Annotated in this window: 16 protein-coding genes; 7 read left to right on the forward strand and 9 right to left on the reverse strand. The window is 65.3% G+C overall.

From position 1 onward, the window contains the following. The first annotated feature begins 127 nt into the window (after window positions 1–127). A complete protein-coding gene (locus tag ACZ5KP_RS00875; RefSeq protein ID WP_460918955.1) occupies window positions 128–1,021 on the forward strand; it encodes a glycosyltransferase family 2 protein in 894 nt (297 codons plus the stop codon). A 35-nt stretch (window positions 1,022–1,056) separates the two neighbouring features. Here the strand turns inward: ACZ5KP_RS00875 and ACZ5KP_RS00880 are convergent, their stop codons facing one another. Both ACZ5KP_RS00880 and ACZ5KP_RS00885 read right to left on the reverse strand, forming a co-directional pair. Then, entirely contained in the window at window positions 1,057–1,494 is a 438-nt protein-coding gene (locus tag ACZ5KP_RS00880; protein ID WP_460918956.1) for a GNAT family N-acetyltransferase, read from the reverse strand. A 145-nt stretch (window positions 1,495–1,639) separates the two neighbouring features. Further along, window positions 1,640–2,476, reverse strand: coding sequence for an amidohydrolase family protein (locus ACZ5KP_RS00885; protein WP_460918957.1), 837 nt, complete (start codon window positions 2,474–2,476; stop codon window positions 1,640–1,642). A gap of 272 nt (window positions 2,477–2,748) precedes the next feature. On the opposite strand from ACZ5KP_RS00885, the gene ACZ5KP_RS00890 reads away from it, so the two are divergent. Together ACZ5KP_RS00890 and ACZ5KP_RS00895 are read left to right on the forward strand one after the other, a co-directional pair. Next, window positions 2,749–3,198 (forward strand): TRAM domain-containing protein, encoded by a 450-nt coding sequence (locus tag ACZ5KP_RS00890; RefSeq protein ID WP_460918958.1) that lies wholly within the window; start codon window positions 2,749–2,751, stop codon window positions 3,196–3,198. A gap of 46 nt (window positions 3,199–3,244) precedes the next feature. Beyond that, window positions 3,245–3,778, forward strand: a complete 534-nt coding sequence (locus tag ACZ5KP_RS00895; protein ID WP_460918959.1) for a Tfx family DNA-binding protein — start codon at window positions 3,245–3,247, stop codon at window positions 3,776–3,778. A 54-nt stretch (window positions 3,779–3,832) separates the two neighbouring features. On the opposite strand, the gene ACZ5KP_RS00900 is transcribed toward ACZ5KP_RS00895, so the two are convergent. After that, window positions 3,833–5,173 carry a glycosyltransferase gene (locus tag ACZ5KP_RS00900; protein WP_460918960.1) on the reverse strand — a complete coding sequence of 447 codons (1,341 nt, stop codon included), beginning with the start codon at window positions 5,171–5,173 and terminating at the stop codon, window positions 3,833–3,835. A gap of 135 nt (window positions 5,174–5,308) precedes the next feature. Between ACZ5KP_RS00900 and ACZ5KP_RS00905 the strand changes: the two genes are divergently transcribed. Next, a complete protein-coding gene (locus ACZ5KP_RS00905) occupies window positions 5,309–7,186 on the forward strand; it encodes a S9 family peptidase (protein ID WP_460918961.1) in 1,878 nt (625 codons plus the stop codon). A gap of 54 nt (window positions 7,187–7,240) precedes the next feature. Here the strand turns inward: ACZ5KP_RS00905 and ACZ5KP_RS00910 are convergent, their stop codons facing one another. The 4 genes from ACZ5KP_RS00910 to ACZ5KP_RS00925 form a co-directional block, all read right to left on the reverse strand. Beyond that, on the reverse strand, window positions 7,241–8,542 hold the full coding sequence (locus tag ACZ5KP_RS00910) for a M28 family peptidase (RefSeq protein WP_460918962.1): 1,302 nt from the start codon (window positions 8,540–8,542) through the stop codon (window positions 7,241–7,243). 81 nt (window positions 8,543–8,623) lie between these two features. Next, window positions 8,624–10,381, reverse strand: coding sequence for a phosphate ABC transporter permease PstA (pstA, locus tag ACZ5KP_RS00915; protein WP_460918963.1), 1,758 nt, complete (start codon window positions 10,379–10,381; stop codon window positions 8,624–8,626). A gap of 2 nt (window positions 10,382–10,383) precedes the next feature. After that, on the reverse strand, window positions 10,384–11,343 hold the full coding sequence (gene pstC, locus ACZ5KP_RS00920) for a phosphate ABC transporter permease subunit PstC (protein WP_460918964.1): 960 nt from the start codon (window positions 11,341–11,343) through the stop codon (window positions 10,384–10,386). Then, on the reverse strand, window positions 11,340–12,335 hold the full coding sequence (locus ACZ5KP_RS00925) for a PstS family phosphate ABC transporter substrate-binding protein (RefSeq protein ID WP_460918965.1): 996 nt from the start codon (window positions 12,333–12,335) through the stop codon (window positions 11,340–11,342). The genes pstC and ACZ5KP_RS00925 overlap by 4 nt, the downstream gene beginning before the upstream one ends. Window positions 12,336–12,567: 232 nt before the next feature. Between ACZ5KP_RS00925 and ACZ5KP_RS00930 the strand changes: the two genes are divergently transcribed. From ACZ5KP_RS00930 to ACZ5KP_RS00940, 3 genes are all read left to right on the forward strand, one after another. Next, window positions 12,568–13,437 (forward strand): lipoate--protein ligase family protein, encoded by an 870-nt coding sequence (locus ACZ5KP_RS00930; protein WP_460918966.1) that lies wholly within the window; start codon window positions 12,568–12,570, stop codon window positions 13,435–13,437. A gap of 140 nt (window positions 13,438–13,577) precedes the next feature. Beyond that, window positions 13,578–14,411: a deoxyribonuclease IV gene (locus tag ACZ5KP_RS00935; RefSeq protein ID WP_460918967.1), complete on the forward strand. Its 834-nt coding sequence runs from the start codon at window positions 13,578–13,580 to the stop codon at window positions 14,409–14,411. A 284-nt stretch (window positions 14,412–14,695) separates the two neighbouring features. Then, window positions 14,696–14,959: a DUF8132 family protein gene (locus ACZ5KP_RS00940; protein ID WP_460918969.1), complete on the forward strand. Its 264-nt coding sequence runs from the start codon at window positions 14,696–14,698 to the stop codon at window positions 14,957–14,959. 166 nt (window positions 14,960–15,125) lie between these two features. Here ACZ5KP_RS00940 and ACZ5KP_RS00945 read toward each other — a convergent pair whose 3' ends face one another. Together ACZ5KP_RS00945 and ACZ5KP_RS00950 are read right to left on the reverse strand one after the other, a co-directional pair. Further along, on the reverse strand, window positions 15,126–15,788 hold the full coding sequence (locus ACZ5KP_RS00945) for a DUF6517 family protein (RefSeq protein WP_460918971.1): 663 nt from the start codon (window positions 15,786–15,788) through the stop codon (window positions 15,126–15,128). Window positions 15,789–15,950: 162 nt separating this feature from the next. Then, window positions 15,951–17,180 carry a digeranylgeranylglycerophospholipid reductase gene (locus ACZ5KP_RS00950; protein WP_460918972.1) on the reverse strand — a complete coding sequence of 410 codons (1,230 nt, stop codon included), beginning with the start codon at window positions 17,178–17,180 and terminating at the stop codon, window positions 15,951–15,953. Between the last annotated feature and the right edge of the window lie 160 nt (window positions 17,181–17,340).

Here is a 17,340-nt window from a genome sequence, read left to right on the forward strand (position 1 = left end):
TCTCACCGGACCCGACGGCGCCAGCGTCTCGTATCTTTAGGCGTTCTCGTCGTGAACAGATCTCATTTTTGCACGTTCGTGGGAATCCCAAGGGCTTATGCCTCAGCGAGACGGATTGCGGCGATATATGGAGCTCTCGGTAGTGGTCCCAACGCTCAACGGGCGGGACCAGCTCGGTGGCTGCCTCGACGCTCTCGCCGAGCACGTCCCCGACGCGGAGGTCGTCGTGGTCAACGGGCCCTCCGCCGACGGCACTACCGGAATGGTCTCCGAGCGTGGCGACGTCGACACGCTCGTCGAGATCGCCGACCGGAACGTCAACGCGGCACGAAACGCGGGGTTCGAAGCAGCGGACTGCGATACGATCGCACTCCTCCGATTCGACCGCGTCGTCGACGACGGCTGGCTCGACGCGGTCCAGGCGGGGCTCGCCGGTGACGCCGACGTGGTCACCGGGCCGACGAGGACGACGCTGGAGGGCGTCGAAGAATCGTCTCGATCGATCGCCGGCCGCTCCGTCACCTTCTGCAACGGCGAAAACGTCGTCTTCTCACGCGCTGCGATCGACGCACTCGACGGGTTCGACGAGTATCTCGAGGTCGGTGGTTCCCGCGACGCGTCACACCGGCTCGCCGGGCTCGACTTCGCCGTCGAGTGGATTCCCGAGATGAGCGTCCACAGCCAGTTCGGCGCCGACGGTGGCGAGCTCGACACCGACCGCCGGACGCGGTACCGCTCCCTGGCGTACCAGCTCGTCAAGAACTACGGGCTTCGCCCGTCCGTCGTGCTGCGATCCCTCGGCGACGCGGCGAGTGACGCCGTCGGTGCTGCTCGCTCCGTGCTGGACGGCGAGGGACAGTTCACCAGCTGGTTCGGCCACGGCCGCGCGGCGACGGCCGGCCTCGTCGTCGGTGCGAAAGACGGCTGGCGAGCGCGCCGACGCGACCGGAGCCGTCGCCGGAATCCCAACGGCATCTCCGCCCGGGCCGATCGCGTCGTGCAGCGCTACGACTGGCGGTAATCTCCCCTCCTCTTCCTCCCGCTCCTCCGTTGGACTCACTCGTCGAACTCGTAGGTCATCCGGACGAGTTCCTCGGTCCCGCCTTCCGGCACGTCGACCTCCGCGTCGAACACTTCGAAGCCGACGGACTCGTAGAAGGGAACCAGCCCCCGACGACTGAGTAACGAGAGCCTCGGCAGCGCTCGGAGGTCGGGATGGTCGAGCACCGCTGCCAGGAGCGTCTCGCCGACGCCGTCGCCGCGGCGGTCGGCGGCCACGATGACGTCGTAGACCGTCGCGTAGTAGGTGTGATCGGTCACGACTCGCGCTGCCGCGACCAGTCGATCGTCCTCGACGACGCCGACGGCGACCGGCGTCGACGCCAGCGCTCGCCGGACCCCGTCGACCTCGCGGTCGGCCCACCAGTCGTACTCCTCGTAGAGATCGGTCAGTGCCTGGGCGTCCGCCGGAGTGAGGTCGACCACGTCGGTCACGATTTAACGTCGCCCGACGGACACCAAAGCAGTTGCTCGGGTGTGTCGAGCGTACGCACGACGTTCAGCGATGCGACGGTAACGGGAGCAATCGACGGGATACGTGGGACACGATAAGACGCGACGGTCCACACCGAACCGGGCTTCAGCTGGTTGGCGTCCCCTCCTCCTGTGGCGCCAGCGCCTCGATCACGCGGCCGGGATTACGATCGAACGCTCGACGGAGCTTGTCCTCGGAGACGTCCAGCGTCAGGAGCTCCATCACGCCGACGTTTGGATGACTCGCCGGCGCACCACTGCCGAAGAGGACTCGATCGGGATGCTCGAGCAGGGCGCGCTCCAGTGGCTCGCGGTAGCGAACGAGGCTCGTGTCCAGATACGTTTCGTCGTACCGGTCGAGCAGGTCGATGGCTCGATCCATCAGCTCCCGCTGGAGCGGGTGGCCGCCGAAGTGGCCGAGGATCGTCGGGAACGACCGATCGAGCAGCGTTTCGGCGATGCGCTCCGGCGGGAATGCCTCGCCGCCGGGCACCAACACCGGGAGATCGACGGCCTCCAGCTCGTCGAGCGTCTCCCGATCCGGGAGGCCATCGCGGGCAGGATCCAGCACGAAGCCGTGGAAGCGATCGTCGTACGCGTACTGTTCGATCTCTCCGGGATCCGTGTGCTCGTCGTTGCCTCGTGCGACGGCGTCGCGGAGTCGGTTCGTCGCCGAGTCCGAGACCGATCGCGGGCCGCTGAGTCGCGCGAACGCGACGAACGGCCGCTCGACGCTCAGCCTCGCGACCGCGTTGTTGTACTGCAGATAGCGGCTCTCCGGGTTGGTCTCGGGAACGACGACCGCACGGACGACGCCGGCCTGGCGCATCTCGCGCTCGAGCCGATCCGGGGAGATCATGCGTCCGCGCGCGGCGACGTCCTCGTCGACGGAGAGGCGTGCGTGGACGTCGACGACCCGGAAACCGTGCTCCAGCTCCAGCATTGAGCAGTGGTACCATCCCCGCCTACATAACGGTCCTGCCTCTTCGCAGAGCGAGCGGAGGTACTCGTCGGGGTCGTTGGGATCCCCACCTCGTCGTTCGATTCGTAGGAGCAGTCCAGGGCGTTTCAGTGGCCGACTCCCGGCGTTCGTACCGGCGATCAGGGGATCGATTCGAGACGTTCAGACCGTGGGATGCCGGTGATCGATTCTCGCCACGCGACAGTGGCGACGAAGCCGCAAGCGTTTACACTGCCGCCCGACGAAGGTTCGCTATGGCCAACTGTCCGCTGGCGGACGACTGTCCCAGCTTCTCGGAACGCATCGAGGGCATGGGATGTACGCACTATGGGGATCGGGGTGGGAAGGAGTGGTGCAACCACTACAGCCAGCCCATCGACGACCTGAAGACCCAGCCCGTGAAGCAGGGCGAGGAGGTCGTCGTCGACGTCGAGGACATCCACGAGAGCGGCGCGGGCGTCGGTCGCACCGACGACGGGTTCGTCGTCCTCGTCGACGGCGTGTTGCCGGACGCTCGCGCGAAAGTCGAGATCACGAAGGTCCACTCGAACCACGCCAAGGCCGACGAGCTCGAGCGGCTCCCGATGGAGCCCGAGGACGAGGACGGAGAGGACGACGACGATTCGGCCGAGAGCGACGATCGCGAGGAAGCCGACGAACGGCGTCCCCACCTCGGCAGTCGCGAGGACTTCTGGGGTAGCTGAACGGACCGCTTCGAAGCACAGTCATGATTTCTCCCGGAGGGTCCCGATGACGGAGCAAGACGGGGCCGCTGACGATTCCGAGAAGCATCTCGTCGACGAGACGGACGGCCAGCGCAACGGCGTCGCCGATCCGGAAGCGGCCGAGATCCTCGATCGGGCAGGGTACACAGCGGCAGAGAACGTCCTCACGCCGCGACAGGCCGAGGTGCTGGCGCTCCGCGAGCGAGGGCTCACGCAGACCGACATCGCAGATCGGCTCGGCACGTCACGGGCGAACGTCTCCAGCGTGGAATCCAGCGCACGGAGCAACGTCGAGAAGGCGACGGCGACCGTGGCGGTGGCGGAGGCGCTCGAGGCGCCCGTCAGCCTGCAGATCGAGCCCGGCACCGACCTCTACGACGTTCCCGATCGCATCTACGCAGCCTGCGACGAGGCGGAGGTGAAGGTCGAGGCCTCCACCCCCGAGCTCATCTCGGCGATCACCGACCGGGGCGCGGCGTCCTTCGACGGCCGCAGACTCGTCGATCCGGTCACCGTCGCAGTGACCGCCGAGGGCGAGATCCGGATTCGCGAGCCGTAGCGATCCCTGGCCAGTTCAGCGGCCCTCACGACGCCGAGCGGCCGAGCCGTCCCTTCAGAGGATCCCCCACTGCTCCCGTAGATCGTCGTAGCACGACTCGTACTGCTCGAACACCGTCGACTCGTCGAAGTTCGCGAAGGAGTCGTCGATCGCGAGCTGTTCGAGCCCGCCGGCGTCCCGGATCGCCTGCGCGGTTTCGCGGGGGTTGGTCGTCCGGAACCCTCGGTCCCGCCCTTCGACGAGCTCGTGGGCGCTCGAATCGGCGTGGTACTCGACGATTCCGACGCAGCCACACGCGAGCGCCCACAGGAGCTCCGTGGCGAAGACGCACCGGCGAGCGGTCTGGACGAACGCGTGGGCGCCCCGGTAGATCGCGACGCGCTCTTCGCGGTCGCAGGCGCCAGCGAACGTGACGCGGTCGTCGATCCGGAGATCCTTCGCCTGCTGTTCGTACTCCTCGCGGGCGGGGCCGTCACCGACGATCGTCGCCGACCAGCCGCGGTCGCGAAGCTCTGCGAGCCCGAGGAACAGGCTCTCGAGATTCGCGTCCTCGTCGAGTCGCCGCGCGTAGACGACGTCTCCGTCGTCGGCCGGCTCGATCGACTCGATCTGGGAGACGTCGATGGCGTTCGGGATCACCTGGAGCCGCGCGTCGTCGGCACCGAGCTCGAGGAGCTGTCGGCGGGTCAGTCGCGAGGGCGTGACGATCCGGCCGGCCCGCTTGAGCGCCTGTCTCGTCGACCAGTCACTCGCCGACGCGAGCGACGGATCGTACCACTCCGCGAGCACGGGGGCGCGAGCGAGCGTCGCTCCGGCCCTGGCGGCGACGACGGTGGAGGGACGGGTCGCGATCGCGTGAATCACGTCCGGTTTCGACTTCCGGATTGCCAGCGGCGCCCAGGTCGCGAACGATCGCTGCTCGCTGGCGTCGGCGATCACCGCACGATACGTGACGCCGTCGACGGTGAGCGTCGAGGCGACCTCGTCTTCGGCACCCGTTCCCGACGGTTTCGTTTCGTCGTCGGTACTGCCGGCGGCATCGTTCGGCGCGGCCACGCCGGACTCATCGGCTGCGCGCTCGGCCGCCTCGCCGGCTGCAGGCGTTCCTGCCGGTGGGAGATCGTCCGGGTTCGCTGTCGGTAGCTCGTCGGGATCCGCGGTCTGGGGCTCCTCGGGAGCGGCAGCGGTCGGTTCGACGGACTCGCTGGACTCGGGGTCAGTGGCCGAGCGCTGAGCGCCGTCAGTAGTCGCACCGTGCCCGCCCCACCAGCGGCCACAGCAGACGGTTACGTCGTGGCCGCGATCAGTGAGGGCGTGGATGAGCCGCTGGAGTCGCCGCGTGTCGTCGGCGTCACGGTGGTGAATCGTCTCTGGTGACACGACGGCGACGCGCATACTCGGCTGGATGCACAGCCCCGGTAAAAATCCCACCGGCCCACGACGGCGATCGGGGTCGTGTGGATCCACGAACGACGCGTCTCCACGTTCGCCCGCCGCGGGGTTTTTGCCCGCTGCAGGGAAACTCCGTCCATGTCGTACGACCTCGAACGGTACCTCAACGTTCGCAGTGCCTACGGCGGCTCCTGGGCGCCGGACGGCGAATCCCTGGCCTTCCTGCTCGACACGACCGGCGTCCCGCAGGTCTGGACGATCGACGAACCCGGCGCCTGGCCGGTCCAGCGGACGACCTTCGAGGAGCGAGTGACGTTCGTGGACTACTCGTCCACGCGAGCCGAACTCGTCTTCGGCATGGACGAGGGAGGCAACGAGCGCGCACAGCTCCATCGCCTCGATCTGGAGGACGGCACGATCGAGAACTGCACGCGCCATCCCGACGCCAAACACCGCTGGGGCGGCTGGGACAGCGACGGCGACCGGTTCGCCTTCGCTTCCAACCGCAGGAATGAGGCCGTCTTCGACGTCTACGTTCAGGACCGCGACGCCCGCGGCGACGACGCAGAGCTGATCGCCGAGGGCGACGGCTGGCTCTCGCTGGCGGGCTGGAGCCCGAGCGACGATCGGCTGCTCGTCCACGAGGCCCGGTCGAGCTTCGACCACGAACTGCACGTCCTCGATCTCGCGAGTGGCGATCTCCAGCAGGTGACCGACCACGAGGATGCGATCCGCTACTCCAGCCCGGAGTGGGCACCCGACGGCGAGGGAATCTATCTCGCGACGGACGTGGACGCCGACACCCGATCGCTCGCCTACCTCGATCTTGCCACCGGCGAGATCGAGCCGGTCTGGACCGGCGGCGACTGGGAGGTCGGTGGCGTGGTCGTCGACGAGGACAGTGGACTGGTCGTCGCCTCGCGGAACGTCGACGGCGAGACCGACCTCGCCGTGGGATCGCTTGTCGGGGGAACCGAGCTCGACCCGCTCCCGACGCCCGACCTCCCCGGCCGCGTCGCTGGGGGCGTCGACGTCGGGCCTGACGGCGAGCGCTTCTCGATCACGACCACGGGGCGGAGCCAGAACGCGAACGTCTGGGTCGTGGACGTGGGCAGCGGCGAAACCACGGCCGTCGCTGGCGGCTCCTTCGGGGACGTCGGCGGTCCCGAACTCCCGGCGGAGCGCTGGACCGACGCGCCGACAGCCGGTATCCCCCGCGAAACCTTCCGCGAGCCGGAGCTGATCCGGTACGAGACGTTCGACGACAGGGAGATTCCGGCGCTGTTCACGATGCCCGACGAGGCCGCTGCGAAGCGGCGTGCCGGTCAGAGCGGCGAGATTCCCGTGATCGTCGACGTCCACGGCGGTCCCGAGAGCCAGCGCCGCCCCTCCTTCAGCGCTGTCCAGCAGTACTTCCTCGCGCGGGGCTACGCGCTCTTCGAGCCGAACGTCCGGGGATCGACGGGCTACGGCCGCGACTACACGCACCTCGACGACGTGGAAAAGCGGATGGACTCGGTCGCGGACCTCGTTGCGGGCCGGAACTGGCTCGGGGGCCAGTCCGCGATCGACGCCGATCGAATCGCCGTCAAAGGCGGCTCCTATGGCGGTTTCATGGTCCTCGCTGCGATGACGGAGTACCCTGATCTGTGGGCCGCTGGCGTCGACGTCGTCGGCATCGCGAACTTCGTGACGTTTCTGGAGAACACCGGCGACTGGCGCCGCGAACTCCGCGAGGCCGAGTACGGCAGCCTCGATGACGACCGCGAGCTCCTCGAGCGGATCAGCCCGATCAACTCGATCGAGGCCGTCGACGCGCCGCTGTTCGTCGCCCACGGCGCGAACGATCCACGGGTCCCACTGGGAGAAGCCGAGCAGGTCGCCGAGGCTGCCCGCGAACAGGGCGTTCCCGTGGAGTTACTCGTCTTCGACGACGAGGGACACGGCTTCAGCAAGCTCGAGAACCGGATCGAGTCCACCGAGCGGATCGCGGCGTTCCTCGACGAGCACGTCTGAGCGGATCGAGGAACGACCAGTCTCCCCGTCGAGCGAGACCGGCTGAGCCGGCGACTAGTAGGGCCAGTCCCCGATGATCCGCATTCCCTCTGCGAGATCCTCGTCCTCGAGCTGTTCGGCGATTGCCTCTGGAGGTCGGTGATCGATCTCCGATTCTTCGTCGGCGAGCTGCACCACGATCTCGGTCAGGAGAACGGTCTGCTCCCGGAGGTTTCGTACCTCGAGTTTGTCGAGCGTGTCGGCGCGGGTATGGCCCCAGCCTCGACCCTCGTAGTCGGTCTCGGCCATCACGTGAACACCGGGGACGCCCCACTGGACGTACGGCCAGTGATCGCTGTGCGGGTTGAGACGGGGCGTGGCCTCGATCGGATGGTCGAACCGATCGGCGACAGTCTCCGCGGCGGCGTCGAGGTCGTCGAACCCGTGGCTGTACAACCGCAAGGTCCGTCCCCGCAGCACGCCGTCGTTGTTGACGATGCCGGCGACGGTATCGTGGTCGCGCCGTGCGGCGTCGTAGGCCGATCCGCAGAGGCCGACTTCCTCGGCGCCGTAGACGAGCAGGTGGACCCGCGTGTCCAGCTCGGCCTCGCGGGCAGCGAGCGCTTTCGCGATCTCGACCACGACAGCAGTTCCGGCGCCGTTGTCGCTCGCACCTTCGGCGATATCGTGGGCGTCGACGTGGCTCGTCACCAGGATCGACTCCTCCGTCTCCGGACCGAGCTCTGCGTGGACGTTCTGACTCGTCGCGTCCTCGATCTCGGCGTCGACCGAGACGGTCACGTCCTCGCCCTCCCATCTGCGGGTAAGTCGTGCGCCGACTTCTTTGGAGACGCCGACGGCTGGAACGTCACCGATCGGGTCGTCCTCGGTCCCGACGCTGCCTGTCGGTGCGAGACAGCCCTCGACGTGGTTCCGGAACACGAACGCTGCTGCGCCAGCCTCTACCGCGTGGTAGTACTTCTCGCGACGATGGAGAAAGCGGTCGTACCAGTCGGGGACGTTGCTCGCTGCGAGAACGATCTTCCCCTCGGGATCTCGATCGAAGTCCTCGGGCAGACCGTAGCCGACGTCGACCAGTTCACCCGTGGCGCTGTCAGCGGGACTGCGCGGAAGTGCGATGCAGTCCTGGCTGGTTCCGTCGACCGTGATGGCGGACGAACCTCGCGTCCAGCCCTGGACCTCGAACTCGTCGAGCCTGGCATCGCGTGCGCCGACGTCGGCCAGTGCATCCCGAGTAGCCTCCGCTGCCCGCCGTTCGCCCTCGCTCCCGGCCATTCGGTTCCCGATGTCGACCAGCGTCTCCAGGTGGTTCCAGCCGGCGTCGCTCGTGAACGTCTCGCCGATCCACTCCGTCATGGGTTGACGACCGCAGTAGAGCCCAAAGTGTCCTCTGGATGCTCTCAGGCGAACGGCGATGAATACGACGGGATTGCCGGGTTAGCTATCGGTCCGTTCGTACCGGTTCCGGAGGACGATCGCGGTCCCGTTCATAATGAGGAGGACGGCCAGCAGCGTGACGACTCCAGCGGGAACTACGCCAGTCTGGAAGTCGTTCGGGGCGTTGTACCAGGCGAACAACTGGGTCGGCATCGTGATCACGCGTTGGAAGACCCCAGTATTGACGCCGGTACGGGACGACGCCGCTCCGATCAGCAGCAGCGGTGCAGTCTCACCGATCGCACGGCCCAGCGCGAGAATCGTCCCCGTCAGAATCCCCGGGATCGCTTCCGGGATCACGACGTTCTTCGTCGTCTGCCAGCGCGTTGCGCCCATCGCATCGGAGCCACGGCGGAGGTCGTCCGGAACCGATCGGATCGCCTCCTGTGCGGAGATGATGGTAATCGGGAGGATCAACAGCGACAGTGTGAGACTCGCAGTGATGACCGTACCCAGACCGAGACCGAAGAGATTGGCGAACACAGCGAGACCCAGGAGCCCGTACACGACCGACGGAACGGCCGCCAGATTCGCGATGTTGATCTGGACGAGTCGGGTGATCGTACCGACGCGACCTTCGTCAGCGGTGTACTCCTCGAGCAATACGGCGGTGCCAACACCGAGGGCGAATGAAAGGACCGCAACGAGTGCGATGACGATGATGGAGCCGACGATCGCGGGATAGAACCCCGCCTCGGCTGCCGGACTCCCCTTCACGCTCGTCACGAATCCCCAGTCGAGCCACGGTTGTGGACCGGCCAACCCGGCAACGTCCGTGACGACTATCGCAACGGCCGCACCGACGATCGCGAGCAGCGGTACGAGCAGACCGAGTCGGCTCGGGTGCTTACCCAGCGTGCGCTCGGCAAACAGTCCTGCCGGGACCAACCCGAGAAGGGCAAACAGCGCGTAGCTCGGAGGAACGCCAAGCGTACCGATCGCGAGACTCCCCAGAATCAACGCGAGTGCAGTGACGATGCCAGCGAGTCGTGCCTGCTCGCTGGATCGGTTGCGGCGATAGAACAGCAAGACGCCGATTGCGGTCGGAACTGCGAGTGACCAGACGTGGAACGCCCAGTATGGGGTGTAAAATATCAGGAGCTGGTGGAGCCCGAGGGCGAGGAGTGCACCCACTGCCGCGACTGGAAGCCGGGCAACGCTGAGTGGTGTCTCGACGTTGCGTCGCGTGTACCACGTGATCGCGACGAATGGCAGCACCGAGAACGTGTACAGCAGAAACCAGAGCTGTGGTTCGACCACGACGAACAGGATGAGGATTGCGGCGCCGAGAACGAGTCCCGCAACGACGCGACCGAGAAAGCCCATTGCCGTTGCACCGACGGCACCTCCAGAGGCTCCAGAGAGGACGTAACCGGAGGTCGGCAGCACGACAGCGAACAGATAGAGAAGGAACCAGTCGAACAGTGCGATGTCGACGCCGATCGTCGAGAGGCCCAGGTCTGTAGCGAAGGCGAGTGGAATACCGAACAGGAACGCCAGTCCTGCCCGGCGTCGGAGGCCTGGTTCGTCCAGACCGTAGGTAGTCAGCGCGAGCGGCGGGACGACGACCAGTCCGACGACCGTAACGATCCAGCCGCCATCGGCCGCATCGAGGCCGAACGCGTCGACAGAGACGAACGCGAGGAGCACGCCCAGTAGCACGATACCCAGCACCGACGAGCCAAAGGCAACTGCCTCGAAGACGTTCCCCCGGAGCCGGCTAACGTGTCCGAATTCCGATGGTTTCTCGTTCGACATCGTCAGTACTCCTCCCTGTAACGTTCAGCGATCACGTCGCTAACGACGTTCAGCGTCAGCGTCACGACGAACAGTGTGATACCGAGAGCGAACAGTGCGTCGTACGCGAGCGAACCGCCAGTGAGTTCCCCGCCACGCGTATGAACCATGGCACTGGTGATCGTCATCCCAGGTTCGAGCAACACGTCGCCCGGATGCACGTAGGGAACGACGCCGCCTGCTTCGCGAACCGGGGGCATCGTCGCCAGTGTTCCGGCGGCGACGGCGATGATCATCGTCTCGCCGATCGCTCGGGAAACCGCGAGAATGTAGGAGGAGGCAATTCCGGATAACGACGCTGGGAGCACGATGCCCGTCGATACCTCGTACTTCGTCGCGCCGAGTCCGTAGCCTGCTCGTCGGAGATCGTCGGGAACCGCGCTCATCGCGTCCTCGCTGATCGAGGAAACCATCGGGATCGTCATGATCCCGATCATCAACGACGCAGATAGCAGGTTGAAGGTCGGAAGCGACGGGAACAGGAGCTGCAGCGCCGGAGTGACGTAGATGAGGGCGAAAATCCCATAGACGATGGTCGGGACGCCAGCGAGTATCTCGAGGAGCGGCTTGAGAATCGCCCTCGTTCGCGGTCTCGCGTACTCACTCAGATAGATCGCAGTCAGCGTACCTACGGGAAGCGCGATCAGCCCGGCCGTGATCGTGACCGCCAGCGTCGCGATCACGAGTGGGACGATACCGAACAGTTCCGCACTCGCCCGGAACGTCGTTCCCGTCAAGAACTCGACGATCGAGTACTCGGCGAAGAACTGCCCGGATCGATAGAGCAACATCGCAGAGATCGTGATCGTCGTCAGCAGCGTTACTGCTGCACAGGCCACGAAGAAGGAAGACCAGCCGGACTCCGTGAGGTCCGAGAGCCGATCATCACGGGTCAGATCCGGCACGTCGGGTTCCGTACTCATTGACGTGCCTCCTCGATCGCCGCGTTAAGTTCGTCGAGTTCGATGCCCATCCGCTCGGGCGAGTTCGGTACGTACCCAACCCGATCCGCGACGAGAGATCGGTCCGTACTCGACTGGACGACGTATCTGGCGAACTCGGCGACGTGATCGTTCCGTAACGCGGACTTCGCCGCGTACGTGTAGAGGCGACGGGAGAGCACGTCGTACGCGCCTGACGATGCCGTCTCCAGACTGGGAACGACGCATCCATCGCCGCTGTCCACGCCGAGGGCTTTGACGGCGTCCGAGTTGTTGTAGTAGTAGGAAAAACCCAGATAGCCGATCGCAAACTCGTTCCCGTTGACGCCCGACACGATGCTGTTGTCCTGTTCCGTGGCCTGGTAATCGGTAGTGTGTTGTACGTCTTCGCCGAGGATGTGCGTCGAGAAGTAATCGTACGTCCCCGAGGTGTCGGCTGCTCCGAACCTGGCGATTTTCCGATCAGGGAACGACGGTCGGACGTCACTCCAGCGTTTGGCACCACCGTCCTGCCAGATCGACGCGAGTTCGTCGACGGTGAGGCAGTCGACGAAGTCGGCATTCTTGTTGACGATGACGGTGATCGCGTCAGTCGCTATCGTCAGCTCGACGAACTCGACGCCGTTGCTCTGACACTGCTCGACCTCCGGTTGGCGAATCTGTCGGCTGGCGTTGTTGAATGCGGCGTTTCCAGTACAGAAGTGGTCGGCGAACCCCGCACCAGTTCCGGTCGGAGCCGTGTTGATCTCAACGTCCTCGTGATCCAGCGAGAAACGCTGACCGAAGAGGTTCATCAGCGGATACACGGTCGAACTCCCACGGACGGTGATGGTTCCAGAAAGGCCCGACGTCTCCGATCGAGCACTCCGGAACTCGACACAACCCGACAGCGCTGCGCCGCCAATCCCTGCGATCGCAGCGAGTGTTTGACGACGCGAGACGGTTCGGCGGTCCGACGCTGTGCCGCCTGGCATTGGCAGTACGTATCGACAGGGTACACTAATACCGTGCTATTTCACGTATATATGCTGCCTTTCACATATACAAACAACCATACTGCTATATAGATTTGCCGAGATATCAGTGCCGGAGCGCGTCTGCTCGGCTGGACTTCTCCGCTCCTGAATCGGCGGTCAGTCCGGCAACGATCGCTCGACTGTCAGCGGAGCGCAACCGATTTGATCCGACTCCGAGTACACGCCCACTATGACGAGTTCGTCTGGACCGCTCGCCGACCGGGACTGGCGGCTGATTCCCGAAACGTCCCGCTCTGGCCCGATGCACATGGCGCTGGAGGAGGTCGCCGCCGAAACGGCGGTCGCCGGCGGTCCAAGGACCGTCCGCGCGTTCCGCTGGGAGCCGAGCACGCTCTCGCTGGGCTATCGCCAGGACCCGGGGACCGTCGACTGGGAGTACTGCGACGCCGAAGGGATCGGCGTCACCCGGCGGCAGACCGGTGGCGGCGGGATCTACCACGATCACGACGCGGACGTCTCCTACAGCGTGATCGCTCCCGCCGAGGAGCTACCGGGAGACCTCATGGAGACCTACTCGCTGCTCTGTACACCGATCCTCGACGCGTTCGATCGGATGGGCGTCGACGCTGCCTTCGCCGACGCCGAGCAGCCAGCGATCCACGAGCCGACCTGCTATCTCCGGGCGATCAACCCCGCCCACGATATCGTGACTTCGCCAGCCGAGGCCGGTATCGACGGCACGGGCGACGCCGCGGGGACGCCGAAGAAACTCAGCGGCAACGCACAGTACCGCCAGCGCGAGGCAGTCATCCAGCACGGTTCGCTGTCGTACTCGCTGGCTCCCGACCACCACCTCGGTGCGTTTCGCGCCCCTGGAATCGACGAAGCGGGCTTTCGAGAACGGGTGACGTCGATCCGCGAGCAGTCGGGGATCTCCCGTGCGGACGCGGTCGATCACCTCGAGGCGGCGCTGCTCGACTGGGCCGACGCGGCGGTCGGCAGCTGGACGGACGCCGAACTCGAGAGAGCACGAGCGCTCGCGGACCGAAAGTACGACAGCGACTCCTGGCTCCACGATCGGACCGTGACCGACGCCTGATTCGACCGCCGCACAGGCGCCAGACTCCTCTACAGTCATCCACCCTCTACAGTCATCCGCCTCCTGTCCCGCAGTCACCATCGGCGGTCCAGCTGGCTGCAATCGAAGTGCCTTTGCTCGTCGGATGGCTCCAGTTTCGCATGAAGATCGGAGCGCACGTCTCGATCGCTGGCGGCGTCGACAACGCCGTCGAGCGCCAGCTCGACGTCGGGGGGAACTGCGGACAGATATTCACGACGTCCCCGCAAGTCTGGAAGGGCCCCTCCATCGACGACGAGGAGGCCGAGGCGTTTCGCGAGCAGACGGCCGAGCAGCTCGAAGGACCCTGGCTCATCCACTCCGCCTATCTCGTGAATCTCGCCACGCCCAAGGAGGATCTCCGTGAGAAGTCTATCGAGAGCATGCAGGCGGAGCTCGACGCCGCCGAGACGCTCGGCGTCGAGTACGTCAACGTCCACCTCGGCGCCCACACGGGCGCGGGCGTCGAGCAGGGACTGGACAACGCTGCAGCGACGCTCGATGCTCTCGACGTGCCCGATGGCGTCCAGATTCTCGTCGAGTCCGACGCAGGGTCGGGGACGAAGCTCGGTGGCGAGTTCGAGCATCTCGCCGGCGTTCTCGACCGCAGCGATCAGGAGCTCGGCGTCTGTCTCGACACCGCTCACAGCTTCGTCGCCGGCTACGATCTCACGACCGAATCCGGCGTCGAGGCGGCCGTCGACGAGTTCGACGACGTCGTCGGACTGGAGCACCTGAAGGCGTTCCACCTCAACGACTCGAAACACGCCCGCGGCACGAACAAAGACGAACACGCCCACGTCGGCGAGGGCGAGATCGGCGAGGAGGGGATGGCTGCAGTGCTGAACCACCCCGAGCTTCGCGACCTCCCGTTCGTTCTCGAGACGCCGACAGAGGACGGGAAGAGCTTCGAGTGGAACGTCGATCGCGCGCGAACGCTCCGCGGCGAGGCCTGAGAACACACGGGGTTTCCGACCGATTCGACTTCATTGGCTGGGAAGCGACAGCCGTCGTCTCTCGACGGTTTTTCGATCTCCTGCAGTCGTGACGGTGCCAAGTAGCCACTAAATAGGCTGACAGCACCTCTATCGAACGTTCTCGAATCCGCAGTCGCCTGGCATTTTATATGCATTCCAGAATTTATTAATATGTATTGGTTACTGGGCCAGATATTACGATCCTTTTAATACCTTCTGGCCACTGGTCGGTGGCAAGTGGCCACCACCGGTCACCACAAATCATGACTGACATCGTTGGTGTGCTCGTGGGCGCACTTGGCTTCGTCATCACGGCCGCGTCGGGGTGGTACGTCGTCAGAGGACCGTTCTTCGGCTACCCCGTTCCGCCAGCAGAGTATCTGCTCGCGGCGTGTGGCGTATTCATCGTAGCGACGTACCTGTTCGCCTGGGGGCTGGACAGGAACTACCGCTCGTTCAAGACCGAGCGGCCCGAAATCGACGAGGAGCAGAACCAGACGCTCGACATGCCGTTTGGCCCGCGGTAACGGCCCGGTTTTTTCCTTCGCTGGTGCCCTGGCTCGCGATCCGACGATGCTGAATCTGGCACTCGGCGTACGTCACCAGATCCGGAGCGATTCGCTTGCGGAGTCGAGCGAGTGCCGAAATCGGCTCGTCCCGCCGCCGACAGTGCCCCAACGATTACCCGAGCAATTACGCGCCAGGCGAAGCGACCGGATGCTCGACGTTGCGGATCAATCGGCTGATTTCGGGTGCCTGCTGCTGTAGCGCTTCGGGATGGACGCCGATCGCGGCGACGATATCGTTCCGGTGTTTGACCTTCGTGACGTGGACGTACAGCGTGACGTTGCGATCGCCGATCGTGGTCTCCGTCTCGAACACGCTGACGGTGGCGGCGTATCCGAGCATCGGCTCGGTCCGTTCGGAAACTGCACGTAGCGATCCGAGCTCCCCTACCTGGGACTCCAGTTCGCCCTGGAACTGCTCGACGAGTTCGCGGTTCGACATCCGCGCCGCGGGATTGACGGATTTCCCGGCGATGGAGACGTCTGGCGTCGAGATCACGACGAACCCGCCGGTGTCCTGGTCGAACTGCTCGAGGGTCGACGTTCGATTGTAGATCACCGCGTGATTCGTGGTGTTGACGTGGCGTTCCTGCCCGAGGACGTCGAAGGACTCGTTGAGGTAGATCGTTCGATACTCCGAGAACGTGTACCCGGTCTCAGCCAGCGCGTCCTCGTCGACTGCAGCGGGCTCGCCGTCCATTTCGACGCCGTCGCCGACGACGAGGCCGACGCACCCACCCGTGACGATTAGCGCCAGCGTCGCGAGGAGGAGCAACCCCTGCCGCTTCATGGGGCGTCAATTGGCAGCACCGGATAAAGGGCTTCCGGGGGTCACCGAGCCCTGCTGCAGGGCAGGCTGCTTCGAGAGACAGCAGACGTCCGAGCTATCCGAACAATCCCGTCTCGGCCGGCGGAGTTGCAACGCTCGAATGCCACGACGCGCAGTACGGAATTACCCGCCGTAGTGCAATCGGGCGAGGCGAGCGAGCGTCGGCACGTCACGCAGGTGGAGCAGCTTGGCGATCGCTCGCTTGTTCCCCTCGTTGGCCTCCGCGAGCGTGTCCTTGGTCGAGCTTCGCAGGTCGCCCATGAGCTGGTCGTACCTGTCGTTCGGGGCGAGGTAGAGCAGCTTCGTAAGCAACAGGCGTTTGTCCGCGTTGGGTGCCACCTCCTCGTGCCAGAGATCGTCGTAGATCGCCATTTTCTCCGCGGAGGTGTTGACCTCGCCGGTGAGTGCGTGGTCGGCGACGATCGCGGCCGCCCGCGCGGATTTCATACACTTGTGGATCCCTTCGCCCCAGAGCGGGTCGACCGTCGGGACGGTGTCACCGATCGCCATGAACGACTCGGTCGACATCGAGCTGGGTGGCTGGATGTGGGCCGATCCACGGTGTTGCTTGCCAGCGATGCGTTCGGCGTCCTCGAACCGTGGGTCGTTCTCGAGCCAGTGATCGAGGTAGCCGTCGATCGTGCGGTCGGCGGGCGCGTACCGTTGATAGCTCTCGTTCTGGATGTAGCAGAGCCCGACCTTCGCGGTGTCGCCGCCGGTGTGGAAGATCCAGGAGTAGCCCCCTGGTGCGAGGTCGTGATCCAGCCGGAGCATCATCGCGTCGGTGAGATCGGCGTAGCCCTCGACGTCGAGATCGACGCCCTCGAACTCGTACTCGATGCCGATCGCCTGGTTTCGTCGCTCCAGATCGCTCACGCCGAGTTTCTTGGCGAGTGGAGCGCTCGGACCAGTGGCGTCGATTACGATGTCGCCGTGGACCTCCTCGTCACCGTTGTACGTCACGCCGACGAGCTCGCCGTCCTCCGTCATTGGCGCCGTCACCCGTGCGTCGAAGATGTACTCCGCACCCTCCTCCCGGCTGTCTTCGACGAGATACCGCTTGAAATCCCCGAACTCGAGGACGGCACCGGGCTGCTCCTGCACGTAGTGATCGTTCGGCGATTCGAGGACGACGGAGTCGGTGAACTGCATCACCACGTCGTCGGGAATCCCGAACGCCGCCATCATCGAGGGGAAGGTCCCGCCAGTCGACTTGTTCGACTGGGCCGGGAACTCGTCTTCACCTTCGGTCTCGAGAACGACCACGTCGTATCCTCGCGCGGCGACGTCCCGCGCACACTGCGCGCCTGCCGGCCCCGCACCGGCGATTACCACGTCGTAGTGGTCGTCCATAGGCGAACGTCCGCCCTGACGGTTATGAATATTGCTGAATACTGCGCACGGTGCAACGGATTTCAGCCGCCTCGCGCGGGTCAGAAAGGTGATCTGCGCACTCCATCCCGCGCGTCGATTCCGACGCCAAACTCACTCGGCTGGCCGGCTTCCCAACGCC

The organism is Salinarchaeum chitinilyticum (assembly GCF_055390775.1).